The organism is Mucilaginibacter sp. (assembly GCF_964263795.1).
Classification (GTDB): Bacteria; Bacteroidota; Bacteroidia; order Sphingobacteriales; family Sphingobacteriaceae; genus Mucilaginibacter.
In genome coordinates this window covers 1-26,859 of sequence record NZ_CAXVWK010000084.1, presented here as the reverse complement: position 1 = coordinate 26,859, position 26,859 = coordinate 1, and the positions used below count along the sequence as shown (strand labels likewise).

Genomic DNA, 26,859 nt, shown 5'->3' with positions numbered 1-26,859 from the left:
GCTCTTGCCAAAAACAGATAACCGGCCGGTTGCTGATCAACACATTCTGCTATCTCTTAAAACTTTTGGGACTAAATGCTGTCGTTATGATATCACATAAAACTTGCCGCATGCCAGAAGATATCCGCCCAGAAGAAAAGGTAACCAAAAGAGAATTATCCTACATCGGAAAAGTTTGGCAAACCGTAGCCATCGTAGCATTACTTGTTGTGGTTATCTTGATTGCGCGGGTGGCTTTTAATGTACTGTTAATGGTGCTTGCCGGTGTATTGATCTCTGTTTACTTTCACGGCCTGGGCGATATTATTGAGCGCCGTACAAAGTTTAGCCGGCGTGTAAGCATGATCTTATCTGTTTCTATCTCATTTGCTATCATCGCCGCATTACTATGGTTTATGGGCACCAAAATACAAGGACAGATTGCTGTACTGAGCGATACACTTCCCAATACCATCAATACCGCCAAAATAAAACTTTCCGAATCGCCAATTGGGTCGCGCCTGCTGCAATATTTCTCTGGCGATAAGTCAGAAAAGTTATACGCGACTGCCGGCCACTTTTTCAGCACCAGTTTCGGCGTTTTGGGTAATATTTATATCATCCTGTTTTTGGGGATCTTTTTTACTGCCAGCCCCAGCCTTTATAAAGATGGCATCATTAAATTAATGCCCGACAGTAAAAAGCAACTGGCCAAATGTGTTATCGACCGCATCAGCCAGGCACTTAAAGGCTGGTTAAAGGGAATGATGCTTTCCATGGTTTTAATCACTATACTGATAACCACCGGCTTAACTATTATGGGTATCCCCGTGGCTTTAGTATTGGCGCTGATAACCGGTATCCTTAAGCTGATCCCTAACTTTGGTTCGCTTGCCGCCATGATACCGGGCGTATTGCTTGCCCTTACCGTAAGCGTTAATACCGCCATCGCAACGGCGATATTGTATATGGTATCGCAAACTGTTGTAAGCAACATTGTAACCCCGCTTATTCAAAAGAAAATGATCAACACCCCGCCGGCTTTAACCATTATCAGCCAGGTTATTATGGGTACACTCTGCGGTGCCCTCGGGGTGATCCTGGCGGTACCGTTGCTGGCTATCCTGATCATACTTGTGGATGAGCTTTACGTAAAGAAAATAAACGACCTGTGTTAATAATTTATTGAACCTGGTAACGGTAAACTTGCCGGCCAATGTTTCCGTTAAAGTCTAACCCTTACATCATTACCCTGTAAGTGCCGGCAGTCCACATTTTAAATAGTCGTGCAGTCGAATTTTTAGACAAATATAGTATGGCAAACTGTAATTTTAAACCGCGTAAGCTGGCTTAGTGGCGGGTTGTTTAGATACAATCTTATAAGCAACTACAATAAATATGATACATCCGCACGTCATGCCGATAACAGGTGCCGAAATATAGGTCATGGCCCAGCCGGAAATGTAAGATCCTAAAACATCGCAAAAATTCACCATGGCCATGTAAGCGGTAAATTGCGAGCCTTCTACCTTTTTGCGGCAAAGCGCCATTAGCATGGGCATGGCGGCAACGCTAAACATCGGGTCGGCAAAATTCCAAAGCATAAGGCCGGTTATGGTTAATGGCTTATGTGCCCACATAGCTCCAAAACTGTTAAACAGCACCAGGAAAAGGCAAATGCCCACCATTACAAATAATTGAAGTTTCCCCGGGCCCATTCTATCGGCAATTACACCGCCTCCAATTGTCACTATTAATGTTGCTATGGTGCCCCAGCCCCCCTGCAATACCGATACGGCATTATCTGCCCAATGCAGGTTGTGGATAATATGGAACGAGAACGACCGGATAAAGATGCTGTTACAGGTGTAAACCAGGGCGATGATACCAAACGTACGTAAGCTCACCTTTTCGGTGATACCGTTATATAATTGACGGAACAGCCATTTTAAATCAGGGTTATCCAAATCTTTTGCGGCCGGTTTTACAGTACTCTTAAATTTAAACGAGGGGATAAAACCATCGGCACTATCCAGCCGGATGCAGAAGGTAAGAACCGTCATCAAAAGTAGTAACACGGACTGCCCTGCAGCAGCGTAAAAAAAACCATAATAATGTAAAACGGTAGATAACCCTGCAGAGCCTGCCGCTATTCCCAACAAATAACCGCCGCGCATAAAAGCATTTACCCGCCCGCGTTCTTTATCCGGCACAATTGAAATCGCAATGGCATCTACACTCGCATCCTGTACGCTGGCAAAATTGCTGTGAATAAAAAACACTATCGACATCAGCGTTAATTGCTTTACGGGGTCATGCACCAAAAGCAAGGTGAGTGACGCCAAAAAAGCCAGGGTTTGAGTAAGTACCACCCAATGTTTGCGGTGTCCAATGACCGAAAACTGATACCTGTCGATTATAGGCCCCCAAACAAACTGGATGATCCATGGAATGCCCACTATAGCCGCAAACGTACCAACCGAACTGGAAGATATTCCCTTTCCTGCAAGATAATTAACCATTGCATACAGGGCAAAACCAGACGGGATGCCTTGCATGATATAAAGGTAAAAAAAGGTGAAGTACCGCAAGCCGGCGCTCTCTTTAAGTACTGGAAGTTTAGATAGCAAGGTTAATTTAAGTTTATAGCTACTGTAATATTAAAACTTAAATTTTTGTTTTAAGAAAAAAAGAGGGCTTGGTTGTAAGTTAATTTTACATCAAAAACAAAGCCCATCGTTTCCGACGGGCTTTAAAACATATTTTAAACTTATGGCTTACTGCCCCTGTGCCAGAGTGTAGCCTATTTTACCTCCAAATTTCATCAGGAACTCTACCGAGCACACCTTAAAATCTTCAGACAGGTCGGCTGCAATATGCAGGATCTCTTTCTGGGTGATGGTGGTACCGTCTTGTTTCTCAAAACGAATGCGGTATTCGTTCACCAACTCGGTAAATATTGATCCGGTTGGCCATACTTGGGTACCACGATTAGAGATCATAACCAGCTGGAAGTTATCAGTTTGTTTACGTTTTGCCAATTCGGCAAGTTCATTTGGTTGTTTGTTTGATTCTACAAAAACATCCACCCCAACCATTTCTTCCTCCACGTTTGTGCTGGTAACTGTTAGCTTATTTTTAAGCGGATGATCGTGATTGGCTTTTACTTCCATATCAGGTTGCGCTACAACTTCACCTTTTGCAGGCACCTGGCCCAAATTCGCAATAATAGCATCAGCAAACGTATCTGTATTGGCTGATTGGGTTGATCTGTCACCAAAATCGCCGGTGTGTACACCTTGCTCTAAAGTGTAAAGTAAAGCGTTTTCAATATTTGCGGCAGCGGTAGTAAAGCCCAGGTAACGCAGCATCAGGATACCCGAAAGTAGCAAGGCAGTAGGGTTAGCAATTCCCCGGCCGGCAATGTCTGGTGCAGTACCGTGTACAGCCTCAAAAATGGAAATATTATCACCAATATTTGCTGATGGTGCAAAGCCTAAACCACCTACTAAACCGGCGCAAAGGTCAGACACGATATCGCCCTGCAGGTTGGTCAGCACAATGGCCTGGAACATTTCCGGGCGCGATACCAGCTTCATACATAAATCATCCACGATTATGTCAGATGATTCGATATCCGGGTATTCCTTTGCTATTTCATTAAATGTTTCTAAAAACAAACCGTCGGTAAGCTTCATGATATTGGCCTTGTGGCCGCAAGCCAGCTTAGTGTAACCTTTGCGGCGCGCCATCTCAAAAGCATAGCGGATCACTTGTGCAGAACCGGGGCGGGTAATGATGCGGCGCCCAACGGCTACATCATTTGTTAGCAGGTGCTCGATGCCTCCGTAGGTATCCTCAATATTTTCGCGAACAATGGTAAGGTTGATTGGGATACCGGCTTTTGAAAATACCGTATCAACGCCGTTAAGCGATCGAAAATCGCGCTGGTTTGCGTAGGTATTCCATACTTTACGTGCGGTTACATTGATGCTTTTAACACCTTTACCCTTAGGGGTTTCCATAGGTCCTTTAAATAACAAACCAAGGCGTTCGATAGTTTCTTTTGCTGCTGCGGTCATCCCTGTAGAGTGCCCTGCATCGAAATAAGACTTTCCCATTTCTACATATTCGTAGTCAAGTTGTACATTGGCTGCCGCGAATATGCGGAGTACGGCGGCCATAATTTCCGGGCCTATACCGTCGCCTTTTGCTACTGCTATTTTAGTTTTCATAGATTAACTGTGTATGTAAAAACGCTGCAAAGGTAGCCAAAAGGGGCTAAAAATCGCAGTTTTTTACACTTATTGTGTATGTATGGTGCTATGTGCAACGCGTTTAAGTATGCAACACAGACATGGTTTTATAACCTTGTCAAGAAATAATTGTTCGGCCTTTTTTTAAAAGATTTAGGTTAAATTTGTCAGCTATACGATGAAAGCATTTTACGGCGATTTAAAATTAGGAATTTTAGGCGGTGGCCAGCTTGGCCGCATGCTGATACAGCAGGCGATAAATTACAACGTTACGGTGAAGGTTTTAGACCCCGACCGCGAAGCTCCATGTCGCCGCCTTTGCAACGAATTTGTTGTAGGCTCGTTAAGTGATTATGAAACGGTTTACAACTTTGGTAAAAAGGTTGATCTGCTGACCATAGAGATTGAGAAAGTTAACGTTGATGCACTGGAGCAGCTGGAAAAAGAGGGCGTGGCCGTTTATCCGCAATCGCGCATTATCAGGTTAATTCAGGATAAAGGCCTGCAAAAGCAATTCTTTAAAGAAAACGAGATCCCAACCGCGGAATTTCAGATCATCGCATCGCCAGAACAATTACGCGATAGCCACATCCCTTTCCCCTACATTCAAAAATTGCGGAGAGATGGGTATGACGGCAAAGGCGTTTACAAAGTATTAGACCAAACTTACCTGGATAATGCCTTTACCGAGCCCAGCCTGGTAGAGCGCATGATCGATTTTGAAAAAGAGATTGGTGTAATTGTAGCCCGTAATGAAAACGGCGAGGTGAAAACCTTCCCCATGGTGGAGATGGAATTTAACCCGCAAGCTAATTTAGTAGAGTATTTAATATCGCCGTCTACCCTGCCGTTTGAAGTACAAATGGAAGCTGAGAATATTGCCAAGCGCATTGCCGAAACTTTAAATATTGTAGGCTTGCTGGCGGTTGAAATGTTTTTGGACAAAAGCGGGAAGATATTGGTAAATGAACTGGCCCCCCGCCCGCATAATAGCGGCCATCAAACCATAGAGGGTAACGTAGTATCGCAGTTTGAGCAGCATTTACGCGCGATATTCAATCAGCCGTTAGGCGACACCGCCAGCCTGAGCAACGCTATCATGATCAACGTTTTAGGCGAAGCCGGATACGAAGGCCCCGCCGTTTACCAGGGTATCGAAAAAGTATTGAAGTGCGCCGGTGTGTATGTGCACCTATACGGCAAAGCACTAACCAAACCGTTCCGTAAAATGGGGCATGTAACCATCGTTGATAACGACCGGGAAAAAGCAATCGAAAAAGCACGTTACGTGCAAGAAACGTTGAAAGTGATAGCGTAAATTTAATTCTATGTCATTGCGGGGAGCTATAGCGACGCGGCAATCTCCTCACTAATGACATATTAATTACTAAGATTAATTTAAACCATGAGCCAACCAAAGATTGCCATAATAATGGGCAGCAAGTCGGACCTGAACGTAATGCAGGATGCCGCGGATGTGTTAAAAGAACTGGGTGTTGAATACGAAATGACGGTAGTATCGGCACACCGCACGCCTGACAGGATGTTTAGCTATGCACGCGCCGCAGCAGATCGGGGCATCAAGGTGATCATAGCCGGTGCAGGTGGCGCTGCGCATTTACCGGGAATGGTGGCATCGTTGACGCACTTGCCCGTGATCGGTGTGCCGGTAAAATCAAGCAACTCTATTGATGGTTGGGATTCGATCTTGTCTATCCTGCAAATGCCTAACGGTATCCCTGTAGCCACGGTTGCTTTAAACGCCGCAAAAAACGCCGGTATTTTGGCTGCTCAGATCCTGTCTACCGCAGACGAACACTTAGTGGCTAATTTGATCGCCTTTAAAGAAAAATTGAAGCAAGTGGTTGAAGCATCGGCAGCAGAGATGGAAACGAAGTAAATTTAAGCTGTTACATTAATTTCCGATAGGAATTTTACAATAACAAATGGTGGCAATAGTTTGTCAGTAAGCATTTTTTCAAACCACTGATTTAAACCCATATACAGTAAATGAAAAGTGTTCACGGCAATGAACGTGAACACTATATTTATAAGTATTGGTATAAATTAATTCAATAAAGGGTTTTCGGGAAAGTTAGCAATATGCGCGTACCGTTGGCCCAAGCTAATTACTACTTCGCGCCACAGGTTATGCTCATTGTTGCTGAAAATCGTGTCCGATTCAAACTTGTTGGCCACGATCCAGGCATCCTCACGCAATTCATCATCTAATTGCGAGGGTGTCCAGCCGGAGTAACCTGTAAAAAACTTGATCTCGCCCTCCTGCAACTGGTAAGTATTGATCAATTCCTTTATCTGGTCAAAATCGCCTCCCCAGTACACCCCTTCCCAGATCTCTATACCGCCATCTATTTTTTCAGGGCAACGATGAATGTAGTGCAAAGTATTTGCAGAGACAGGGCCGCCTGCATACACGGGTAGTTCTGAGTAAGATACATCCGGTAATATATCGCCTAGCAGGTACTCGCTCTGATGGTTCAGGATAAACCCCATCGCCCCGCCCTCAGAATATTCGGTAAGTAAGATCACCGAACGTTTAAAGGTTGGATCGGGCATAAAGGGTTCTGATATAAGTAACCTGCCCGCAGCAGGCGCAATTGGACTCAGCATAGGTTGTAATATGTTTTAAATAATAACACTCATTTTTAAAATATGTTCGTTACCTGTAAAAATGAACTGTATACGTTATTTACGGTTTAATTAATTTGTAAGTTTGCGTTGATGGATCAGAAAGATATAGAGAATTTACGACAGGATTATAGCGCCGCATCGCTTAGTGAAAGTGATGTTGATGCCAGCCCGTTCCGCCAGTTTGATAAATGGTTTAACGAGGCCATAAATGCCAAGGTGCATGAGCCCAACGCCATGACACTGGCAACTGCCACCCATGATGGACGCCCATCGGCAAGGATAGTATTACTAAAAGGCTTTAGTGAAGACGGCTTTAAATTTTATACCAATTATTTGAGCCGCAAAGGTAAAGAGATCAGTAAGAACCCATTGGGTGCACTGGTATTTCATTGGGGAGATATGGAGCGCCAGATCCGAATTGAAGGCACCATTGATAAACTGGATAAGGACTATTCTGAAAAATATTTTCATTCGCGTCCTATAAAAAGCCAGATAGGCGCTGCTGCATCGCCGCAAAGCCAGGAAATTGACGGCCGCGAGGCCCTGGAGAAAAAAATGGCAGAACTCGAAGCCGAATATGGTGACAGCAGTGTGCCCAAACCATCTTGTTGGGGCGGTTATGTACTTAGGCCTACGCTGATTGAATTTTGGCAGGGACGCCGCAGCCGCCTGCATGATAGGATCGTTTACAAAAAAACCGATAAGAAAAACTGGAAAATAGTACGGCTTGCCCCATGAGTTTTGACGACATCAAACAATTGCTCATCGAAAAATTTGGCGACAGCATCATTACCGGCGAAGAACGTACGGGGATGCAGCCTGCCTTATTGATAGATGCCGACAGAATTGCCGACGTTTGCATGGAGTTACGTGATAATCCGAAAACTTATTTTGACTTTTTATCATGCTTAAGTGGCGTTGACTACGGTGTAGATGACGGCAGGTTTGGTGTAGTATACCACTTATCGTCTATCCCCTATCAATTACAAATTACCTTAAAGGTGAGTAAAACGAATGACCGTAATGAGGCTGAGTTGCCTTCGTTCCCGAGCGTAGTGCCTGTTTACCGCACTGCCGACTGGCATGAGCGTGAGGCTTATGACATGATGGGTATTTATTTTGACGGCCACCCGGATCTGCGAAGGATCCTGTTGCCGGATGATTGGGAAGGCTTCCCTTTGCGCAAAGATTACCAGGCTGCAGAGTATTACAAGGGTATCAAGATTGATTAATTTAAATTACATAAAACGTCATTGCGGGTTGACGAGCTAAAAACAGTGGAAACACAAACATCAAAATACGAAAAGCCTTTACAAGCCTATCAAAAAAAGATAGCTGATGCCGCTGTGGAAGACATGGTGCTTAACATGGGGCCGCAGCACCCGTCTACCCATGGGGTGTTAAGGTTGGAGCTGATAACTGATGGCGAAATTGTTAAGGAGGTTATTCCCCACATTGGCTACCTGCACCGCTGTTTCGAAAAACACGCCGAATCGCTTACCTATCAGCAAACTATCCCTTTCACCGACAGGATGGATTACCTGGCATCGATGAACAATAGCCACGCCTGGGTTATGGGTGTGGAGCGGATGCTGGGCATCGATAAAGAAATCCCTAAACGTGTCGAATATATCCGGGTGCTGGTTTGCGAACTGAACCGCATCGCATCGCACCTGATTGCCATTGGCACTTACGGCATCGATATTGGCGCCTTTACACCGTTTTTGTGGTGCTTTAGGGACAGGGAACATATCATGGGCATGCTGGAGTGGGCATCCGGCTCGCGCATGCTGTACAATTACATTTGGGTTGGTGGTTTATTTTACGATCTTCCGGTTGGCTTTGAAGAACGCTGCCGCGAATTTGTGGAATATTTTAAACCAAAAATGGTAGAGCTTAATCAATTGCTTACCGAAAACCAAATTTTCATTAGCCGTACAGCGAACGTCGGCGTAATTCCCCTGGATGTTGCTATAAATTACGGCTGCTCCGGCCCTGTACTGCGAGGATCGGGCTTACGGTATGATCTGCGAAGAATAGACAATTATTCCGCTTATCCCGAACTGGATTTTGAGATCCCGATAGGTAAAGGCGAGATGGGTACAGTAGGCGACTGCTGGGACCGTTATAAAGTGCGTGTTGACGAGATAGAGCAATCACTAAAAATGATTGAGCAATGCCTGGATCGATTGCAAAAAGAGCTGAAACGCACACCCGACTTTGATCCGCGCGCAAAATTACCGCGCAAAATCACCCCAAAGGCGCAGGATTATTACATGCGTGCCGAAGGTGCTAAGGGTGAACTGGGCTTTTACTTTATTACCGATGGCCGGTCAGAAATCCCATTCCGTGTAAAATCCCGCGGGCCAAGTTTTAATAATCTGTCGGTAATACCCGCGATAGCGCAAAACGTAATGATAGCGGATCTGATAGCCATTATCGGCTCACTGGACTTTGTTTTGGGTGAGGTGGATAGGTAATTTAAGTATAATATTTGGCTTCAAGATTAAAGTCAGGAATGCGTTTTCCGAAATACATGAAAAGAATAACGATACTTTTTGCTGTACTTATAAGTTGGTGGGCAGCTAATAATGCAGACGCTCAGCGTAAAATAATTACGTTAGCGAACCCGGAGATCATAAAAACTTACCTGGAAGGTGATTACAGACTTCAAAACAAAGTTTGCGAAAACATTTTTACGATGGTTAAATTTCAGATTGACTCGCGAGGATATGTCATTAATCTTGATTTCAGCAGGGACACGCCTGCCCTATTAAAGGATGCGATCCAAAACAGGTTATCAAATTCAAACGGGTTCTGGAAGGTATCAGCTGTTAAAGAAAATTCTGTTGAACAACCTATTTACGTCTTACCAATGATTTTTATGTTCCGATTAAATTGCCTGGAAGGAGAAGTAATTGTTTCAAAGGATAAAAATATGTCCGCAGATAATTTAAAGGAATTAAACTCATTTATCTTAGCGTTTAGCAACGCTTTAAAATTTGAAAAGTCTAATACAGATAGTGTTAAATGTGTACTGTTTAGTCCGATGGTAGTCAACCCTTAAAATACGATCATTCCGACAATCTAACTCTAATTACTGTTAATTACTTTAACGACTTTACAATTTTACAATGATTTCGGTTTAAAACACTAAAAGGGAGTTTTGAGTTGATATCCCTTTTAATTTAAGATTTGGCGTTTCGCCTTATTTTAAAATCAACGTTAGGATATACATATAGATTGTCAGGCATTGTTTAAAAGCACAACCTCGCACAATCACTCGGGCTAATACAAAAAGAGGCGCAATTACTTGCACCTCTCTTATATTTAATTGTTGATTTTTACTGGTTATAAACCTTCACCATAAAAACGTAATTACGCATTTTTTTGATTTGCTGCGGGCGGCTCAAGCCGGCCAGCGCGTTTTTGGTATTCAGGTTAAGTGATTTGTTTAATGAGTCGGCAGGGATGTTTTGAATAGCTTTTAGCAGGTAATTAGATTTAACCGCGAAGGCCGCTCCTGTTGCCTGTGTTTGTTTGCCGTTAACCACGCCAATAATGTTACCGTTACCATCTACTAAAGGGCCGCCGCTGTTGCCCGGGTTAAGCGGGATAGATACCTGGTATTCGGTAGTATCACCACGGAAACCGGTAAGTGCTGTTAGTGCACCGGGGCCACCCATTGAGATGTCATCTGTAGGGTAACCCAAGGTATATACATCTTCGCCTAAATCGCTCTTAAACTTTTTGAACGTATAAGGTACCTGGCCCAGGTTTTTAAATGCCGGATCGTTGATCTGCAGGATGGCAACATCATACTGCGGCTCGGTGTAAACCACCTTTGTGTGGAATGATTCGCCATCAGAATTTTGTACATAAACAGAGTCGCCACCGCTTATCACGTGAAAATTAGTAATGATATAGCCGTTACCAGACAATGCGAAACCCGTACCCCTGAATTTAGCCGAAATAGCCGGACCAGGCTTACCATCGCTGATTATCTTATCTGTTTTATCTCCCAGGCGTTTTTGCTGCACCTTAACGCGGTCAACTTCCTGCTTTAACTGTACAAAGCGCGGGTCCTGGTTGGTTAAGTAACCGGTAAAAAATAAAGTACAAAGTATAGCGAAAATAGCGATAGATGCCGCTACAGATATTTTTGAGTGATGGTTACGCCACATCTGCACCACTATGGATGGGTGCGACATCAGGTCGTCTTTTAACGTATGTACATCTATCTCCTCGTGTATGGCGTTCAACCTGGTCTCCAGGTTTAAGCGTTCACTATATTGTTTAATAAGCGCTGTAAAGTTCTTATGCTCGGCCAGTTTTTCAGCTACCGAGGCATCGCTACTGCGCAAGGTTTCAAACTTCGCACGTTCTTCCTTGGTCATCTCGCCACTCAGGTAGCGTTCAATCATTTCTAAAAGTTGTTCTTCTCTCATTGCTTCACCCTTTCAATTACTGCTGAAAAAAAAGTTTCTTCAGCCTTTGCAGGCATTTATACTTTTGTGTTTTGGCGTTATCGGCATTGGTATAGCCAAAGCGTTCACAAATATCCTGCATAGATTTACTGTGCATATAAAAGTCTTCCATAATGGTTTTGCAGGGCTCGCCCAGCAATTTCAGCGCTTCGCCCATTTTATTGAGCTGCACATCCTTTTCGTGGTGGCGGTCTGTCTCCTCTTCAACCGGCAGGTACTCTTCAAAATCCTTAATGTCGCCGCCATACCGGTTCAATTGTTTAAGCCGTTTTAACCAAAGCCGCCTGCATATCGAATATATGTAGGTCTTAAGCTTGCTGCTCAGTTCAAAGTCACCACGTTTAACCTTATTGTAAAGAACTATTATCGCCTCCTGGTATACATCTTTAGCATCATCCTCGTTGCCGTTATTATTCAGCACAAGCTGCAATATCATCGGAAAATAAGCCAGGTATAACCTTTTTAAAACGCTGTCAGAGTTGTTTAGTATCCCAATGATCACTTCACTATCTGCCGGAAACTCTACATTTAAATGTTTATTCACTACTTAATACAATTTATATTGAATTGTAACCCAACATGATCAATTATTTTTTTGCGGCAATTGTGCCGACAAATTTTGTTGCCGTATGCCTGCGGATACAAACCTAGCAACCTGCAATATCGGTTATTAATCGATAGCTTAAAACAGCCTTGGCATTATAATTGAATTTTATACACGAACGTAAAACACTACTATTATGAAAAATTTATTTAAATCCGGCCTGTTAGCTTTGGCCATTGCCATATCAGCAACGGCATGTACGGGCAACGCCACTAAATCTGCACCCGATAGCGCAAAGATGGACTCGAACATGGCAGATACCAGCCAAACCGGCAAAGCGCCAGGTGCAAATGGCTCTCCCGCCGCTATTGATTCAGGGTTAGACAAATCCGGATCGGGCGGTACCGACAGCACAAAAAGCCCTAAACCGGTCAACTAATTAAAAAGCCCGCTTACATAACATAAGCGGGCTTTTTTGTGCTTAAATATTTACAAAACCGATAGGTGAAATAAATTATTTAAAACTTTTTGGGTTACCTTTTACGGTTAGCGCTATTAAGAGTACAAAAACGAATAAACTTTAAACACTCATCAATATGAAAAATTCATTCAAATTAGCCGTTTTAACATTAGTTATCGCAGTATCTGCAGCAGCTTGCGGCGGCCCTAAAAAAGAAGGCGGTTCTGATACAACCGTTGTTGATTCATCAGTAACTAAAACTGTTGTTGACAGCACTAAAACAGATACCGTTGTTAAAACCGATACTGTTGCTGTTGATTCAACAAAAAAATAATTCCAAAAAGGGGTTACCTTTTTTGATAATGGGTATTAACACCCGTTAGTATATTACGCTCACAATTTAAAAAAACAAAAAATGAAAAATTCATTCAAATTAGCCGTATTAGCTTTAGCTATCTCTGTTTCTGCCGTTGCTTGTAAAGGTAATTCTTCAAACGGTGGTTCTGACACTACCAAAACTGATTCATCAACTATCGTAACTGATACTACATCTAAAGACACTACAGTTAAAACTGATTCAGCTGCAAAAGATACAACTGTTAAAGTTGAGACTAAAAAAACTGAAGTTAAAAACTAATTACATTTAGTTTTTTAAGCTTTTTTAGTTTTATAAGAGGTAACTCACATTTTTTTTAAAAATGTTGGGTTACCTTTTTTTGTTTAGGGTATTAAGCTTTGAAAACTATTAAATCACTTAAAAAACACAAAAAATGAAAAACTCATTCAAACTTGCGGTTGTAGCTTTAGCTATCGCTGTTTCTGCTGTTGCTTGCAAAGGTAAATCATCTGGTTCTGCTGCTGATTCAGCTGCTATGGATTCTGCTAAAATGGATTCTTCTGCAAAAATGGACACCACTGCTAAGATGGATTCTTCTGCAAAAATGGACACCACAGCTAAAATGGATTCTACTAAAAAAATGTAATCCCATTTTTGTTAAAAGAAGCCCCCGGTTACGCCAGGGGCTTTTTTGTTGATTTATATTTTAAAACATTTAGCACCTGCTTTGTTTATTGCCTAAACAAACTTTATTATGAGATACGCCGAGTGGAACAGCTTAACCAATGAACAACGAAAAAATGCGCATTGGCACCATCACCCTCGCGTAAGGTTAGCTACTATCTTTTCTGTTTTATTCGCGCTGGTGTTTGTGGTGTTTTTGTCGCGCGTGTTCCAAAACAGGCGGGTGCATGTTAACCGCAAACCTAATGACAAAGAAGCCTTTGCTATTGCCAAAGCCTTTGTAAAAGACAGGGTAAATCAGCCGCAATCTGCAACATTTGCCAAGAACGATTTTGAAAAACAAATAGATACTGGCCGTAACTCTTATACTATATCATCCTACGTAAATGTGCAGGATAGCAGCGGTAAGTTCAGTAAAAAACAATGGAAAGTTGAGCTGGCCTATAAAGGCGGCGACTGGGCCGATAAAAGCAGCTGGGATTTGGTTGGTGTTAATATAGACAACACTGCTGTCAAATAAAAAAAGAGCACCGGTTTGGATGCTCTTTTTCTGAGATGTAAATTAAAATTTAGTTCTCAATACTATCGCGTAAAGCTTTTACCTGATCATGCGCCTGCTGTAATGCGGTTTGCTGCTCAACCAAGATATCTTTGATGTAAGCTACGGTATCCTCATCAGCAATGGCTTTTTTGTAAGCATCGTTAATGGCATCCTCGCCAAACTCACACTCTTCTAAAATACTTTTTTTACTGTGGCTGCTAAATGCTGCCTTAACGTCTAACCAGGTACGGTGTAATTTACCGCTGGTTGATGTACCCGTAGCTATATCGTGTCCAAGCGCGGCAACTTCTGTTGCCAGTGCCATTTTAAAATTCTGGCTATCCCCAATTAGGCCGGTAAAAAGTGTCCTTAATGAACCGTCCTGGTCTTTCAATTCTTTTAAGGCATTTTCAAATCCTAAGATCCTGTCGTTATTGATCTGGATCAGATCATTAAGGGTTTCTATTGTTGCTTCGTTCTTGTTCATGGTTTTGAGTTTTATGGATTTACAACTAAACAAAAAAGATATTGTTTCAATTAAAACAATATCTTCAAGTTAAGTATCGAGTACTATGATCTGCCTCTGAAAGCCGAAATTATCCAGATGATAACCAGTACAACTACGATTACGGAAATAATCCCTACTGCTGCCCCGGCTTTAAAAATGCCGCCGATAACTTCACATCCGCTTAAGGTAGCAACGGCGAATGCAAGCATTAAAAGTGTTAGTTTTTTCATGATGTTATGTATAAGATTTATGATCTGTTTACGCTATTGCAATAATGATACCTTTTAAATAAATGCGTTTTTACGGGGGTTTGAGCTATAACACTGTACAGCAATCAATACAAGCAATGCCATAAATTTGTTAAAAGGCAACATTCACTTAATGAGCAGTGCGTTAAAATTGTATTTTCACGGGCATGAGTATGGAGCTGTTTTCTGCCGGGCAAGTAACCGTGAAGTTTCAGGACAAGGTTGTGTTAAATGATCTGTCGATGCGGGTTTATAAAGGCCGGCACTGGGCTGTTACCGGCAAAAGTGGCAGCGGCAAAAGTGTGTTGCTGCAAGTTATAGCCGGTAACCTAAGCGTCAGTTCGGGGAAAGTTAGCTATTCGTTTTTTGAGGGAAATGATTATCCCGGCCATACAACTCCCAATCACCAATTTATCGCTTTTTCAGGCGCTAAGCACCATTTTAAAAACTTGTCAAATACATCGCAGCTATACTACCAGCAGCGCTATAATTCTTCCGACTCTGAAGACGCGCATACTTCCAGGCAATACTTGTTATCTGTTAAACCCAATCGCCATACGCCTGCCTACTGGACATTCGATAAAACTGCAGCCGCACTCAACCTCACGGGATTCTTAGATAAACAGATCATCAAATTATCAAATGGTGAAACTAAAAGACTGATGATCGCCGCTGCTCTGCTAAAAAATCCTTTATTGCTGCTGTTAGATAACCCCATGACCGGCCTGGATGTGAACATGCGGGCCACGTTCAATACTTTGCTAACCGAGATAGCCGCATCGGGTATAACACTGATCATGGCTACATCTGCCAATGAAATTCCTGATGTGATAACAGATGTTGCGGTATTAAATGCCGGTGAGGCCATGCAACACTTTACTAAGGAGGAGTTTGACAAATATGATAGCGATGTAAAAGATGTTCAACCAATCAATCATCAAGCCTTTGCCGAAATGATAGCAGCCCCGTTGCCGGAATATGAGGCAATTATAAGAATGCGAAATGTAACGATCACCTACGGCGAAAATGTGGTACTGGATGGTGTAAACTGGCGGGTGACTCAAGGTGAACGATGGGCACTGTTGGGGCCGAATGGTGCGGGTAAATCTACCTTATTAAGTTTGGTGAACGGTGATAACCCACAGGCCTATGCCAACGACATTGTGTTGTTCGACAAAAAGCGTGGTACGGGCGAAAGCATTTGGGATATCAAAAGCAAGATAGGTTTTGTATCGCCCGAGTTGTACCAATACTTCCCTACCGACAACTCTTGCCTGCAGGTTATCGAAAGCGGCTTTTATGACACACTGGGGCTGTTCAGGCAAAGCAGTAAAGCAAAAGCAGACCTTGCAATGAAATGGATGCAAGCGTTGGAAATTGAGCAATATGCGCGGGTGCTGTTAAAGAACATCCCGGCCAGTGCCCAGCGCCTGTGCCTGCTTGCCCGCGCCCTCATTAAAAACCCTACCTTATTAATTTTCGACGAACCCTGCCAGGGGCTTGACGACCATCAGCAAAAACACTTTAAATCAGTTATCGACACCATATGCGAATTAAGCCCGGTTACGCTGATCTACGTAACTCACTATCAGCACGAAATACCTGATAGTGTGGATAAGGTTTTAAGATTAGACAATGGAAACGTGGTGGATGAGATGTAGTGGTATTATCATTACTTTGAACAAGTCCGTTTTTTTACAATCTCGTTAATTCCATCCAAACTTAAATCCTGTTTATGTGCGTATATTTGTATATGAATACAGCCGATCTGTTGCAGCGCGCTTTAGCCTTTGATTTTCTAAGTTTGGAAGAGGGTGTTTTCTTATATAAAAACGCCTCTACCGCCGATCTAATGTATGTAGCAAATGAGTTGCGTAAAATTCAGGTGCCGCATGGCAAGGTTACGTGGCAGATAGACAGGAATGTAAATACTACCAACGTTTGTATTGCCAACTGCAAGTTTTGTAATTTCTTCCGTCGCCCCGGTCACGAGGATGCGTACATTACAGATATCGAAACGTATAAAAAGAAGATAGAAGAAACCTTTAAGTATGGCGGCGACCAGCTTTTGTTACAGGGCGGTCACCATCCCGATCTTGGCTTAAAGTTTTATACTGATTTGTTTAGCGAATTAAAGCAACTGTATCCTAAGTTAAAACTACACTCGTTAGGCCCCCCGGAAATTGCCCACGTTGCCAAATTGGACAATATGAGCCATTACGAGGTGCTGAAAGCGATGAAAGAGGCTGGTTTAGACTCGCTGCCCGGTGCAGGTGCCGAGATCCTGAACGACCGTGTACGCCGCCTGATATCAAAAGGAAAATGTGGCGGACAAGAGTGGCTGGACGTAATGCGCGCCGCACATCAGCTTAACCTGCCTACATCAGCAACAATGATGTTTGGCCATATTGAAACTATCGAAGAACGCTTTGAGCACCTGGTATGGATTCGCGAGGTGCAGGCCGAAAAGCCCGAAGGCCATCATGGCTTTGTTGCATTTATTCCATGGCCTTTCCAGGACGATGGCACGCTTCTGCGTAAAGTACGTGGCATCACCAACAACGTAACCGGCGATGAGTATATCCGCATGATTGCACTAAGCCGTATTATGCTGCCGAATATTAAGAATATTCAGGCGTCATGGTTAACGGTAGGCAAACAGGTTGCGCAGCTTTGCCTGCATGCCGGAGCTAATGATTTCGGGTCGATCATGATTGAAGAGAATGTGGTATCGGCTGCCGGGGCACCGCACAGGTTTACCGCAAAAGGTATCCAGGAATCTATCAAAGAAGCCGGATTTGAACCGCAGTTACGTACGCAAAAGTACGACTGGCGCGATATACCTGCCGAAATTGAAGAACAGGTGATAGATTATTAAGGGGCCGGCTTATATGGCGGCAAAGTAAATTCAGAAATTACAAAAACTGTTATTCTGAGGTAAGAGTAGCGACGAGGAACCTTGTTGTTAACAAAGCGGCTATGCATAAATTCGGAGCTTTAACGATTGATCAGGATTTCTCCTACCCTATTCACAAAACCCAGCACCGTTCGTTCGAAATGACATCGTTTGAGTTATCATGTTTATAACATTCTGATATATTTGTAACGCATGGAAGATATCGAACAATATGTCGAGGCCTTAATTTTCGCTTCAGAGCAGGGCATCCGCATGGAAGAGATCCTGTATTGTTTGCAGGCAGCCTTTGAACATGATTTTACTGCCGAAGAGGTAACCAGGCATATCGATAATATCCGTACCAAATATCAAAATGACGACCTTGCAGTAGAGGTAGTAAAAGTTAACAATGGCTTTCAATTCCTCACAAAAAAAAAGTATCATGCAGTGATCAGTTTGCTGCAGCTGCAGCGTTCTAAAAAGAAGCTGAGCCAGGCCGCTTTAGAAACACTTGCTATTATTGCTTACAAACAGCCCGTCACCAAAACCGATATTGAACAGATACGCGGTGTAAATTGTGATTACTCTATCCAAAAGTTATTGGAAAAAGAGTTGATTGCCATTACGGGGAAGTCCGAGAGCGTTGGTAAACCAATCCTGTATGGCACAAGCAACCTTTTTATGGATTATTTTGGAATAAATGATATAGCAGAACTGCCCCAGCTAAAAGAAATTACCGATGGCAGCAGCACAATTGGCGAAGTAACCGATTAAACTTTAAAATGATTTTTATTGAAATGATTTTGATTATTTTTACTGTTAGATAATGCTGATTGCAGCGCAACTAAACACCCAAAACAATTAGGTTAACAGATTATAAGTTTTAACGAATAAAAAATTTATTAAAATGGCAGCTCCAAAAAAACCTTTGAATACCTCTACAAAAAAGATCAGTGATGAGGATGATGATGATTTAGATGACGATCCAACACCGGGCAAGAAGGTTGCGGACGATGATGATGACTTTGACGAGGAAATTCCGCTGGATGATGACCTTGGCCGGTATGAATCATTTGAGCCTTTTGATGATGAGGACGACGACTAAAAACCGCTAAAAACATATTGCGAAGCATTCAGTATTAAGCTGGATGCTTTTTTTGTACTAACACCTATCCCATGACCGTAACCGAAGTGACAACCAAAGCCGACAGAAAGGCTTTTTTAGACGTTGCCCGACTGCTATATAAGAACGACGCCAACTGGGTTTGCCCGCTGGATAATGATCTGGAAGCCGTTTTCGACCCGAAAAAAAACAACTTTCATCAGCATGGAACGGCAACCCGCTGGATTTTAAGGGACGTTAGTGGCAACCTTATTGGCCGCATTGGCGCGTTTGTTAACGAGAAGAAGGCTTACAATTATGAGCAGCCTACCGGCGGCTGTGGCTTTTTTGAGTGCATTGATAATAAACAGGCGGCGTTTCTGCTATTTGATACCGCTAAGGAATGGTTGAAGCTAAAAGGTATGCAGGCGATGGACGGGCCAATAAATTTTGGCGAAAATGATAATTTTTGGGGTTTGCTGGTTGAAGGCTTTACCCCGCCATCATACGGTATGAACTATAACCCGCCCTATTACAAGGCTTTTTTTGAGGAATACGGCTTTGTGACACAATACGAGCAGATAACCAATCACCTGAGTGTGCATAAGCCTTTTTCAGAAAGGTTTACCAAAATAGCCAATTGGGTAATGAACAAGCCAGGCTACAATTTCGAGCATTTTGAAACCGCCCGGATAGAAAAGTTTGCCAACGATTTTATAGAAATCTATAACGACGGCTGGCAGGATTTTGAAAACTTTGTGCCGATAAACCACGCAACTATAATGGAAAGCTTTAAGCAAATGAAAGCCATTATGGATGAGAGGCTTATTTGGTTTGCTTATGTAGACAATGAACCGGCCTCTTTCATTGTGATACTGCCCGATGCCAACCAAATGATAAAACCGCTAAATGGCAAATTAAACCTTTGGGGCAAGCTCACATTTTTGTATAGAAAATTGAAAGGCGTTACAAGGATGCGCGCCATAGTTATGGGCACCAAGCAAAAGTTCCAGAAACATGGGCTGGAATCGTGCTTATTTATTAAGCTCAAAGAATATGTACTGCCGCTTAATCAGTACGATGAGCTTGAACTATCGTGGGTTGGCGATTTTAACGAGAAAATGATAGCCATCCACGCGGCGGTGGGTGCAACATTTGGTAAAAGGCACTTAACTATGCGATATAAATTTTAAGCCCGGACAATGCCGGGCTTAAAAAATTATGCTGTAGCTGTCTTTTTGTGTCTAAGTTCCTCAAATAGCTCGATTACTTTCTTTTGCAGATCTATTACTTCAGTTTCGCGATCCATTAACTTCTTGTTAACGTTCTCCAGTTCACTCGCGATTTTCTGGTCTTGCTCAGTTTCGTTAAATGTTAACAGTTGCACTACCGACATTTCAAACAAAGCAGCAATTTGCTCTAAACGAGAAAGATTGATATCAGTTATACCCGTCTCAATTTTCGAAAAAGCAGGGATAGAAATATCTAAGCGTTTAGCAACTTCTTCCTGGCTCCAACCTTTTTGGTGGCGTAATAACCGGATCTTTTTTCCAAGTGTTTTCATAATAATATCAATTAGGATAGGTTTCTCAATAGTTAATAAAGTTACAACATATTTGATAAGTAAACTAGTAATCAGTAATATTTATAACAATATATTTTTTAACTCAATTAAATTAATGCCGCCAAAATTACCAGAGCTCATCATCAACAGGTTGCTGTTGGCAATATTTAATTGCTCCAGGTGGTTTAGCAGTAGCGCGGGTTCATTAAAAAACAGCAAACGCTCATTGGCAAAGGCGTTTTTTACTACCTCGGCAGGGTATGGTTCTATTTTCTTTTGTCCGAAGGTTTTGCGATCGATGAATACAATAGCCTCGTCTGCCGCATCCATCGTTCCGGCATATTCATCCAAAAATTCCTTATTCAGGCTGCTAAACGTGTGCAATTCTATGCAGGCAATCAATGGCCTGTTGGGAAATTGCGACTTAACCGCCTGGATAGTTGCAGTTAATTTGGATGGCGAGTGCGCGAAATCTTTGAAAATAGTTGCGTTATCATTTTTGCCAACCACCTCTAAACGGCGGGCAGCACCCTTAAACGTTTGCAAATAAGTATAAAAATCTGCCTGCCCGATACCTAAATTTTGGCACACCAGCCGGGCAGCTTCCATATTCAGCAAATTGTGCTGGCCAAAGATCTGCAATGGGTAGCTTTTACCGCTATACAGCACACTTGTAATGCCGTTATAAATAGTATATTCAGGCAAACTGTATGGTAACTTATTTACATCGACCGATAAACCATCAACCATCGTTTTTAAAACCTCATCGGTTTCGCTATAGATCAGCTCACCGCCGGGTTGTATTGTTTCTGCAAAGATCCTGAACTGATCGATGTAATTATCAAACGTTGGGAATACGTTAATATGATCCCAGGCTATTCCGCTTATTACGCCTACATCCGCTTTATAAATGTGAAACTTTGGTCGCCTGTCAATCGGCGATGCCAGGTACTCATCCCCTTCTATAATGATAACAGGCGCTTCCTGCGTAAGCTTTACCATGGTATCGAAACCTTCCAGCTGTGCGCCTACCAGGTAATCAAAATTTTTACCGGCCTGCTGTAATGCATGCAAGATCATGCTGGTAATAGTGGTTTTGCCATGACTGCCCCCTATAACCACCCGATTTTTATCTTTGGATTGCTCGTAAATATAATCGGGATAAGAATAGATCTTGATGCCTAACTCCTGAGCTTTAAGCAGCTCGGGATTATCAACGCGGGCGTGCATACCTAAAATAACAGCATCTAATTGCGGGGTAATCTTCTCCGGTAACCAGCCTGTTTGTGCAGGCAAAATGCCGTATTTGCCAAGCCGCGACGCCGATGGCTCAAACAACACATCGTCTGAACCTGTAACCTCGAAACCTTTTTTGTGAAGGGCAATTGCAAGGTTGTGCATAGCACTTCCTCCAATAGCAATAAAATGTACTTTCATTAATAAAGTTTAGTGCTGCAAATACGCAGCAAATAAACGTAAAAAAGCTTTATACAGCAATTATGGGTCTAATAAATTGCCGGTTATGTAATTATTTTAACATTTGTATGGCAGCCATTTTATCTATGCTTTAATGTTCATTGTAAGGTAGATGTCTTCAAGAGAGAAATCTTTCGTTCGCTGTTGCATTTTACAATCTAAAGCATACATTTGTACTGTAATATTTATTATTACAGTACAAAAATGAACGGCAGGTTCCCCATTGCTTTACATATAATGACATTGCTCTCGGCATCGGGCGAGGTGATTTCGTCCGACTATATTGCCGGCAGTATTAATATTAACCCGGTACTGATCCGCAAGGAGTTGAGCAATCTGATTAAAAATGGATTGGTGAAAAGCCAGGAAGGCAAAAAGGGAGGCTATACCTTGAACAAGCCTGCCCATCAGATCACACTGGCTGGTATCTACGATGCCGTTAAGCCGGAAGCAATCCTGGGTAAAGCAAAAAACACACCTAACCCCGCCTGCCCTATAGGCAAGCAAATCAATGAGCACCTGAATGTGCTTGATTTAGAAATTGAACGGGCTATGATGGATAAGTTAGGCAACACCAACCTGCAAGATTTTTGCAAAAAATTCGATTGAAATTTACATATAATAGTAACATAGAACTACAAATAACTAATAACAATACGATGAAATTAGCATTAATAGGCGCAAGTGGCTTTGTAGGCAGCGCAATTTTAAAAGAGGCAATTGCCCGTGGTTATGAAGTATCTGCCATAACCCGCGATAGTGGAAAGGTGGCCAAGGAAGCCGGCGTAACGGCGTTCGCTATAGATGTGAATGATACCGATGCATTGGCTGCAGCAATATCAGGACATGATGCGGTGATTAATTCCTTTAACGCAGGTTGGACAAACCCCGACCTTTACAATGCATTTATCAAAGGATGCGAAAGCATACAGGCAGCTGCGAAAAAGGCTGATGTGAAACGCTTACTGGTTATTGGCGGCGCGGGCAGTTTATTTATCGATGGAAAGCAATTGGTTGATTCGCCGGAGTTCCCTGCGGAATGGAAAACAGGCGCTACAGCAGCGCGCGACTACCTAACTAAATTGCGTGAAGAGCAAGAACTGGACTGGACTTTTCTGAGCCCAGCCATAAATTTGCACCCAGGCGCACGTACCGGCACTTTCAGATTAGGTACCGAAAGCCCTGTGTTTAACGAAGAAGGGAAATGTGAAATCTCTGTAGAGGACCTTGCCGTTGCTGCCGTTAATGAGTTGGAGAACAAACAGTATATAAAAGCCAGGTTTACCGTTGGATACTAAGATTGTAATTGAACGAGTTTGAATGATTACACCGATTGTATTATAACATCGGTGTAATCACTTAAATCATTTGCGATCGTTAATACTATAATACAAATTTAGCGGCTACCCATTCTTTATCTTTTTTATGGGTAATGTATTTAAGGTTGTACTTACGGGCCTCATCGGTAATAATATCCAGATCGGGCGACTCATAGAAACCACTGAAATAAATCTCTCCACCCGGCTTCAATGCTTCTGCGTAACGTGCCATCTGGTCTATCAGTATATTACGGTTAATGTTGGCCAGGATAATGTCGTATTGCTCGTCAGGAATGGCCTCTTTTGATCCGCAAAGCGCCTTAATAGTAGTGATATTATTTAAGGCAGCGTTTTCAATAGTGCTATCGTAACATACTACATCATAATCGATGGCGGTGATATCCGTAGCGCCCAACTTAGCGGCGAGGATAGCAAGGATGCCTGTTCCGCAGCCCATGTCCAGAACTTTTTTACCGGCGAAATCATTCTCCAGGATCAATGCCATAACCATAGCGGTAGTTTGGTGATGACCGGTACCAAATGCCATCTTCGGGTCGATCACGATCTCGTATGGGAACTCCGGCTTCTGTTCATGAAACGTTGCACGTACAAATACCTGGTTGCGAATTTGTATCGGCTCGAAATTACTTTCCCATACTTCATTCCAATTCTTTTGCGGTATGAGGGTAATGTCGTAACTGAAAGTAAACATCTCCCGGTAAACCCCTAAAGTCTCATCCAGCTTAGCCTGATCAAAATCGCCCTGCGGTATGTATGCCTTAAAGCCAAGGTCAACCTCTTCAAAAGTATCAAAGCCAATATCGCCTAAAGCGCCTATCAGCAAATCCTGCTGGTAATCTTCGGTTGTGATGGTTGTGAAAAGGAGTTCGTAATAGTTCATTTTTCAGGGATTAAAGGTTGGCGATCAGAAGTAAGAAAAACAAAAAGTGACCAAAGATCAGCTATCAAAACCGATCTCTGATCACAAATTGCTGATCACTAAACCTTAATTAAACGCTTTAACAATGTCAGTAAAGTCGCGTGATTTCAGGGAAGCGCCGCCAATTAAGCCGCCGTCAATATCCGCACAGGCAAACAGTTCGGCCGCATTTTTAGGGTTACAGCTTCCACCGTATAGAACAGTTGTATCATCAGCTACCTGCTGATTGTATTTAGCAGCAATTTCCTGACGGATAAATGCATGAATTTCTTGTGCCTGATCTGATGTTGCAGTAACACCGGTACCTATAGCCCAAACCGGTTCGTATGCTAAAACTACTTTGCCAAAAGCGTCCGCGTCCAAATGGAAAACGCCCTCTGCCAGTTGGCTTTTAATGATATCGAAATGCTCGTTAGCTTCACGCTGCTGCAAAGTTTCGCCAATGCAAAATATTGGCAATAAACCATTAGCTAAAGCTGTATCAGTTTTTTTTGCCAGCAGTTCATTGCTTTCGCCAAAGTACTGGCGACGCTCAGAGTGACCCAGGATCACATACTCCGCACCTGCCGATTTAACCTGTTTAGCCGAGATCTCACCGGTATAGGCGCCGCTTTCGGCCTGGTGAGCGTTCTGCGCACCAACTGCTACATTGTTGTAACCCTTAGCTAATTGGGCAAGACTGTGCAAGTGAATAAACGGGCTGCAAACAACAACGTGCTGGTTGCCCGTAGCTTCGTCTTTAACCATGTTGATCACTTCAGAAAACAGGGTTAACCCTTCCTGGTAATCCAGGTTCATTTTCCAGTTGCCGGCTACAATTTTCTTTCTCATTTTAGTTTTGTTTAGTCTACGGACGATTATTGATAATCCATAGTGTTGTTAATTTTTGTTTATGCTTTTATAGCGCTTGGTAAAACCAAACACTGTTAATTCTTTTTGTATTGCTTTGTCAATTCGTACACCTTGATAATGATCTCCTTTTCGGCTTCATTAAATTCACGATGCTCGCGGCGGTCAAAAACACGTTGCGTGGTCTCCATCATTTTATCAAAAGCATATTCCTCAAAGCCGTCTGCCCCGCCCCACGAAAAATCCGGGATAAAATTAGGCGGGTATCCGCCGCCAAATACATTGGCATTTACACCAACTACAGTCCCGGTGTTAAACATGGTATTGATACCGCTTTTAGCATGATCGGCCATGATTAACCCGCAAAATTGCAGCCCGGTTTTGCGCATGCTTTGTGTGGAATAATCCCACAGCTTTACTTCGGCGTAATTATTTTTTAGATTAGAATTATTGGTATCGGCACCCAAGTTGCACCACTCGCCTATTACCGAGTTGCCCAGGTAACCTTCATGCCCTTTGTTGGAGTAACCCCAAACTACGGCGTTGTTCACCTCGCCGCCTATACGGCAATAAGGGCCGATAGTAGTAGCACCATAAATTTTGGTGCCCATTTTTATTTGCGAATATTCACAAAGTGCAAACGGCCCGCGGATATTGGTACCTTCCCAAACTTCTGAATTAGCAGCAAGATATATTGGGCCATTGATAGTGCTAAAACTGCAGCACTCTGCCTTTACACCTTCTTCGGCAAAAAAATCATTTCCAATAATGGTGTTGGTAGCACTTAAGGTGGCACTGGTGCGGCCTTTGGTAAGCAGTCTGAAATCCTTACGCAGTTCTATATCATTTTTGCGGAAAATATCTTCCGGATAGCGCACCATCACAGGCACACGTTCATAAGTGGCAGTCTTTGTAAACTCGCGGTGCTGCTCGAAGCTTTTTGCATCGGTAGCGCCTAATTTTACAGCAAGTAAAAATTCCTTGTACTTTAAAGCTTCGCCTGTCTGTAATTTATCGATGGCATCTAACAAACCCTCGTCCGGGCATAACGCGCCGTTAATGAACAAATTATCCGTTTCAATATCCATCGGGAATTTGGCCTGAAGGTAATCTTCGGTAAAAAACGAGTAAGCTAAGTTTAAATGTTTAGCCCATTTTTCGGCTATCTTTAAAATCCCGATTCGCAGATCGGCAACGGGGCGGGTAAAAGTAAGGGGTAGTAGCGTATTGTGCGCGGTATCGTCAAAAAGGATAATTCCCATACATCAAAAATAAAAAAAGTCCCCCGGTTAACGGGGGACTTATCAATATTTTATTGAAACACTTATTTTTTGTTGTAACGGGTACGGAACTTATCAATACGTCCGGCTGTATCAACTAACTTCATTTTACCTGTGTAGAACGGGTGCGAAGTGTGTGAAATTTCTAATTTGATCAATGGATATTCGTTGCCATCTTCCCATTTCGATTTTTCGTTGCTGCCAGATGCAGTTGACTTGCCTAAAAATTCGTGTCCGTTAGTCATATCTTTGAAGATAACGAACTTATATTTTTCCGGGTGAATACCTTGTTTCATTTTCGAAAGTATTAATCACGGATTTTGCCGTGAATGATGAATAATTTTTAAAGAAGCGCAAAGATAAAGGGTTACGGCTTGCAAACAAAGAAATTTTATGTTATAGATAATCTGATAATTTAAAATGGATAAAATTTCTCTGAAATGTATTTTCTAATAATTCTTCGTTTGTCTATGGTTATTTTTGAAGCAATCTATTTGGATATATTATGAAGAAAGGCATTTTGATTTTTGTTCTTTGCCAGACGTTTATTTTAATTTCTGTCCAAGCGCGCGACGTACAGTATTCGCTTTGCAAATGCAGATGTTTGGGAACCGGAAACCGGTTATAACAAATTAAATCATACACTAACAGTTAAGTCGTAAAATTTATCTTTCCTTAGATATCTGATTCAAATTATTTCTATTATTTGTATTACTAACTCATCATTCATAAATCAT

Annotated in this window: 32 protein-coding genes; 19 read left to right on the top strand and 13 right to left on the bottom strand. The window is 42.5% G+C overall.

Annotation, left to right across the window (positions count from 1 at the left end):
- Window positions 1-110: 110 nt before the first annotated feature.
- Entirely contained in the window at window positions 111-1,157 is a 1,047-nt protein-coding gene (locus tag ACE5CV_RS14180) for an AI-2E family transporter (protein WP_374950841.1), read from the top strand.
- Between the two features lie 153 nt (window positions 1,158-1,310).
- Here the strand turns inward: ACE5CV_RS14180 and ACE5CV_RS14175 are convergent, their stop codons facing one another.
- The gene (locus ACE5CV_RS14175; RefSeq protein WP_374950840.1) at window positions 1,311-2,609 is read right to left on the bottom strand and encodes an MFS transporter; all 1,299 of its coding nucleotides are present in this window, start codon (window positions 2,607-2,609) and stop codon (window positions 1,311-1,313) included.
- A 147-nt stretch (window positions 2,610-2,756) separates the two neighbouring features.
- Window positions 2,757-4,214: an NADP-dependent isocitrate dehydrogenase gene (locus ACE5CV_RS14170; RefSeq protein WP_374950839.1), complete on the bottom strand. Its 1,458-nt coding sequence runs from the start codon at window positions 4,212-4,214 to the stop codon at window positions 2,757-2,759.
- A gap of 199 nt (window positions 4,215-4,413) precedes the next feature.
- On the opposite strand from ACE5CV_RS14170, the gene ACE5CV_RS14165 reads away from it, so the two are divergent.
- Both ACE5CV_RS14165 and purE read left to right on the top strand, forming a co-directional pair.
- Window positions 4,414-5,553, top strand: coding sequence for a 5-(carboxyamino)imidazole ribonucleotide synthase (locus tag ACE5CV_RS14165; protein ID WP_374950838.1), 1,140 nt, complete (start codon window positions 4,414-4,416; stop codon window positions 5,551-5,553).
- Between the two features lie 87 nt (window positions 5,554-5,640).
- On the top strand, window positions 5,641-6,135 hold the full coding sequence (gene purE, locus ACE5CV_RS14160) for a 5-(carboxyamino)imidazole ribonucleotide mutase (protein ID WP_374950837.1): 495 nt from the start codon (window positions 5,641-5,643) through the stop codon (window positions 6,133-6,135).
- 167 nt (window positions 6,136-6,302) lie between these two features.
- On the opposite strand, the gene ACE5CV_RS14155 is transcribed toward purE, so the two are convergent.
- Window positions 6,303-6,866, bottom strand: a complete 564-nt coding sequence (locus ACE5CV_RS14155) for a YqgE/AlgH family protein (RefSeq protein ID WP_374950836.1) — start codon at window positions 6,864-6,866, stop codon at window positions 6,303-6,305.
- Window positions 6,867-6,977: 111 nt separating this feature from the next.
- Between ACE5CV_RS14155 and pdxH the strand changes: the two genes are divergently transcribed.
- The 4 genes from pdxH (at window position 6,978) to ACE5CV_RS14135 (ending at window position 9,954) form a co-directional block, all read left to right on the top strand.
- The gene (gene pdxH / locus ACE5CV_RS14150) at window positions 6,978-7,625 is read left to right on the top strand and encodes a pyridoxamine 5'-phosphate oxidase (RefSeq protein WP_374950835.1); all 648 of its coding nucleotides are present in this window, start codon (window positions 6,978-6,980) and stop codon (window positions 7,623-7,625) included.
- Entirely contained in the window at window positions 7,622-8,119 is a 498-nt protein-coding gene (locus ACE5CV_RS14145) for an NADH-quinone oxidoreductase subunit C (RefSeq protein ID WP_374950834.1), read from the top strand. The genes pdxH and ACE5CV_RS14145 overlap by 4 nt, the downstream gene beginning before the upstream one ends.
- Window positions 8,120-8,242: 123 nt before the next feature.
- Window positions 8,243-9,367 (top strand): NADH-quinone oxidoreductase subunit D, encoded by a 1,125-nt coding sequence (locus ACE5CV_RS14140; protein ID WP_374950890.1) that lies wholly within the window; start codon window positions 8,243-8,245, stop codon window positions 9,365-9,367.
- 56 nt (window positions 9,368-9,423) lie between these two features.
- Window positions 9,424-9,954 (top strand): hypothetical protein, encoded by a 531-nt coding sequence (locus ACE5CV_RS14135; RefSeq protein WP_374950833.1) that lies wholly within the window; start codon window positions 9,424-9,426, stop codon window positions 9,952-9,954.
- A 277-nt stretch (window positions 9,955-10,231) separates the two neighbouring features.
- On the opposite strand, the gene ACE5CV_RS14130 is transcribed toward ACE5CV_RS14135, so the two are convergent.
- A complete protein-coding gene (locus ACE5CV_RS14130) occupies window positions 10,232-11,335 on the bottom strand; it encodes a trypsin-like peptidase domain-containing protein (protein ID WP_374950832.1) in 1,104 nt (367 codons plus the stop codon).
- A gap of 16 nt (window positions 11,336-11,351) precedes the next feature.
- Window positions 11,352-11,918, bottom strand: coding sequence for an RNA polymerase sigma factor (locus tag ACE5CV_RS14125; protein WP_374950831.1), 567 nt, complete (start codon window positions 11,916-11,918; stop codon window positions 11,352-11,354).
- Window positions 11,919-12,114: 196 nt separating this feature from the next.
- On the opposite strand from ACE5CV_RS14125, the gene ACE5CV_RS14120 reads away from it, so the two are divergent.
- The 5 genes from ACE5CV_RS14120 to ACE5CV_RS14100 all read left to right on the top strand — a co-directional run bounded on the left by ACE5CV_RS14120 (window position 12,115) and on the right by ACE5CV_RS14100 (window position 13,919).
- Window positions 12,115-12,357 carry a hypothetical protein gene (locus ACE5CV_RS14120; RefSeq protein WP_374950830.1) on the top strand — a complete coding sequence of 81 codons (243 nt, stop codon included), beginning with the start codon at window positions 12,115-12,117 and terminating at the stop codon, window positions 12,355-12,357.
- Between the two features lie 157 nt (window positions 12,358-12,514).
- On the top strand, window positions 12,515-12,712 hold the full coding sequence (locus tag ACE5CV_RS14115) for a hypothetical protein (protein ID WP_374950829.1): 198 nt from the start codon (window positions 12,515-12,517) through the stop codon (window positions 12,710-12,712).
- An 81-nt stretch (window positions 12,713-12,793) separates the two neighbouring features.
- The gene (locus tag ACE5CV_RS14110; RefSeq protein ID WP_374950828.1) at window positions 12,794-13,015 is read left to right on the top strand and encodes a hypothetical protein; all 222 of its coding nucleotides are present in this window, start codon (window positions 12,794-12,796) and stop codon (window positions 13,013-13,015) included.
- Window positions 13,016-13,148: 133 nt separating this feature from the next.
- Window positions 13,149-13,361, top strand: a complete 213-nt coding sequence (locus ACE5CV_RS14105; protein WP_374950827.1) for a hypothetical protein — start codon at window positions 13,149-13,151, stop codon at window positions 13,359-13,361.
- 108 nt (window positions 13,362-13,469) lie between these two features.
- Window positions 13,470-13,919: a hypothetical protein gene (locus ACE5CV_RS14100; RefSeq protein ID WP_374950826.1), complete on the top strand. Its 450-nt coding sequence runs from the start codon at window positions 13,470-13,472 to the stop codon at window positions 13,917-13,919.
- Between the two features lie 49 nt (window positions 13,920-13,968).
- On the opposite strand, the gene ACE5CV_RS14095 is transcribed toward ACE5CV_RS14100, so the two are convergent.
- Both ACE5CV_RS14095 and ACE5CV_RS14090 read right to left on the bottom strand, forming a co-directional pair.
- Entirely contained in the window at window positions 13,969-14,427 is a 459-nt protein-coding gene (locus ACE5CV_RS14095; protein WP_374950825.1) for a PA2169 family four-helix-bundle protein, read from the bottom strand.
- A gap of 83 nt (window positions 14,428-14,510) precedes the next feature.
- Window positions 14,511-14,678 (bottom strand): hypothetical protein, encoded by a 168-nt coding sequence (locus ACE5CV_RS14090; RefSeq protein ID WP_374950824.1) that lies wholly within the window; start codon window positions 14,676-14,678, stop codon window positions 14,511-14,513.
- A 191-nt stretch (window positions 14,679-14,869) separates the two neighbouring features.
- Between ACE5CV_RS14090 and ACE5CV_RS14085 the strand changes: the two genes are divergently transcribed.
- The 5 genes from ACE5CV_RS14085 (at window position 14,870) to ACE5CV_RS14065 (ending at window position 19,887) form a co-directional block, all read left to right on the top strand.
- The gene (locus ACE5CV_RS14085) at window positions 14,870-16,357 is read left to right on the top strand and encodes an ATP-binding cassette domain-containing protein (RefSeq protein ID WP_374950823.1); all 1,488 of its coding nucleotides are present in this window, start codon (window positions 14,870-14,872) and stop codon (window positions 16,355-16,357) included.
- A 92-nt stretch (window positions 16,358-16,449) separates the two neighbouring features.
- Window positions 16,450-17,574, top strand: coding sequence for a cyclic dehypoxanthinyl futalosine synthase (gene mqnC / locus ACE5CV_RS14080; RefSeq protein WP_374950822.1), 1,125 nt, complete (start codon window positions 16,450-16,452; stop codon window positions 17,572-17,574).
- A gap of 231 nt (window positions 17,575-17,805) precedes the next feature.
- Window positions 17,806-18,366 (top strand): SMC-Scp complex subunit ScpB, encoded by a 561-nt coding sequence (scpB, locus tag ACE5CV_RS14075; protein WP_374950821.1) that lies wholly within the window; start codon window positions 17,806-17,808, stop codon window positions 18,364-18,366.
- 133 nt (window positions 18,367-18,499) lie between these two features.
- A complete protein-coding gene (locus ACE5CV_RS14070; protein ID WP_374950820.1) occupies window positions 18,500-18,697 on the top strand; it encodes a hypothetical protein in 198 nt (65 codons plus the stop codon).
- A 71-nt stretch (window positions 18,698-18,768) separates the two neighbouring features.
- Complete coding sequence (locus ACE5CV_RS14065; protein WP_374950819.1) at window positions 18,769-19,887, top strand: GNAT family N-acetyltransferase; 1,119 nt, start codon at window positions 18,769-18,771, stop codon at window positions 19,885-19,887.
- A gap of 26 nt (window positions 19,888-19,913) precedes the next feature.
- Here ACE5CV_RS14065 and ACE5CV_RS14060 read toward each other — a convergent pair whose 3' ends face one another.
- Window positions 19,914-20,258: a helix-turn-helix domain-containing protein gene (locus tag ACE5CV_RS14060; RefSeq protein ID WP_374950818.1), complete on the bottom strand. Its 345-nt coding sequence runs from the start codon at window positions 20,256-20,258 to the stop codon at window positions 19,914-19,916.
- A gap of 81 nt (window positions 20,259-20,339) precedes the next feature.
- Complete coding sequence (gene murC, locus ACE5CV_RS14055; protein ID WP_374950817.1) at window positions 20,340-21,695, bottom strand: UDP-N-acetylmuramate--L-alanine ligase; 1,356 nt, start codon at window positions 21,693-21,695, stop codon at window positions 20,340-20,342.
- A gap of 243 nt (window positions 21,696-21,938) precedes the next feature.
- Here murC and ACE5CV_RS14050 point away from each other — a divergent pair, with 243 nt between their 5' ends.
- Entirely contained in the window at window positions 21,939-22,343 is a 405-nt protein-coding gene (locus ACE5CV_RS14050; protein ID WP_374950816.1) for an Rrf2 family transcriptional regulator, read from the top strand.
- 50 nt (window positions 22,344-22,393) lie between these two features.
- The gene (locus tag ACE5CV_RS14045) at window positions 22,394-23,032 is read left to right on the top strand and encodes an NAD(P)-dependent oxidoreductase (RefSeq protein ID WP_374950815.1); all 639 of its coding nucleotides are present in this window, start codon (window positions 22,394-22,396) and stop codon (window positions 23,030-23,032) included.
- Window positions 23,033-23,117: 85 nt separating this feature from the next.
- On the opposite strand, the gene prmA is transcribed toward ACE5CV_RS14045, so the two are convergent.
- The 4 genes from prmA to ACE5CV_RS14025 all read right to left on the bottom strand — a co-directional run bounded on the left by prmA (window position 23,118) and on the right by ACE5CV_RS14025 (window position 26,418).
- Window positions 23,118-23,954 carry a 50S ribosomal protein L11 methyltransferase gene (prmA, locus tag ACE5CV_RS14040; RefSeq protein WP_374950814.1) on the bottom strand — a complete coding sequence of 279 codons (837 nt, stop codon included), beginning with the start codon at window positions 23,952-23,954 and terminating at the stop codon, window positions 23,118-23,120.
- 105 nt (window positions 23,955-24,059) lie between these two features.
- Window positions 24,060-24,824, bottom strand: coding sequence for a triose-phosphate isomerase (tpiA, locus tag ACE5CV_RS14035; protein ID WP_374950813.1), 765 nt, complete (start codon window positions 24,822-24,824; stop codon window positions 24,060-24,062).
- Window positions 24,825-24,919: 95 nt separating this feature from the next.
- Window positions 24,920-26,104 carry a putative sugar nucleotidyl transferase gene (locus ACE5CV_RS14030; RefSeq protein ID WP_374950812.1) on the bottom strand — a complete coding sequence of 395 codons (1,185 nt, stop codon included), beginning with the start codon at window positions 26,102-26,104 and terminating at the stop codon, window positions 24,920-24,922.
- 62 nt (window positions 26,105-26,166) lie between these two features.
- Complete coding sequence (locus ACE5CV_RS14025) at window positions 26,167-26,418, bottom strand: type B 50S ribosomal protein L31 (protein ID WP_374950811.1); 252 nt, start codon at window positions 26,416-26,418, stop codon at window positions 26,167-26,169.
- Window positions 26,419-26,859: the final 441 nt, after the last annotated feature.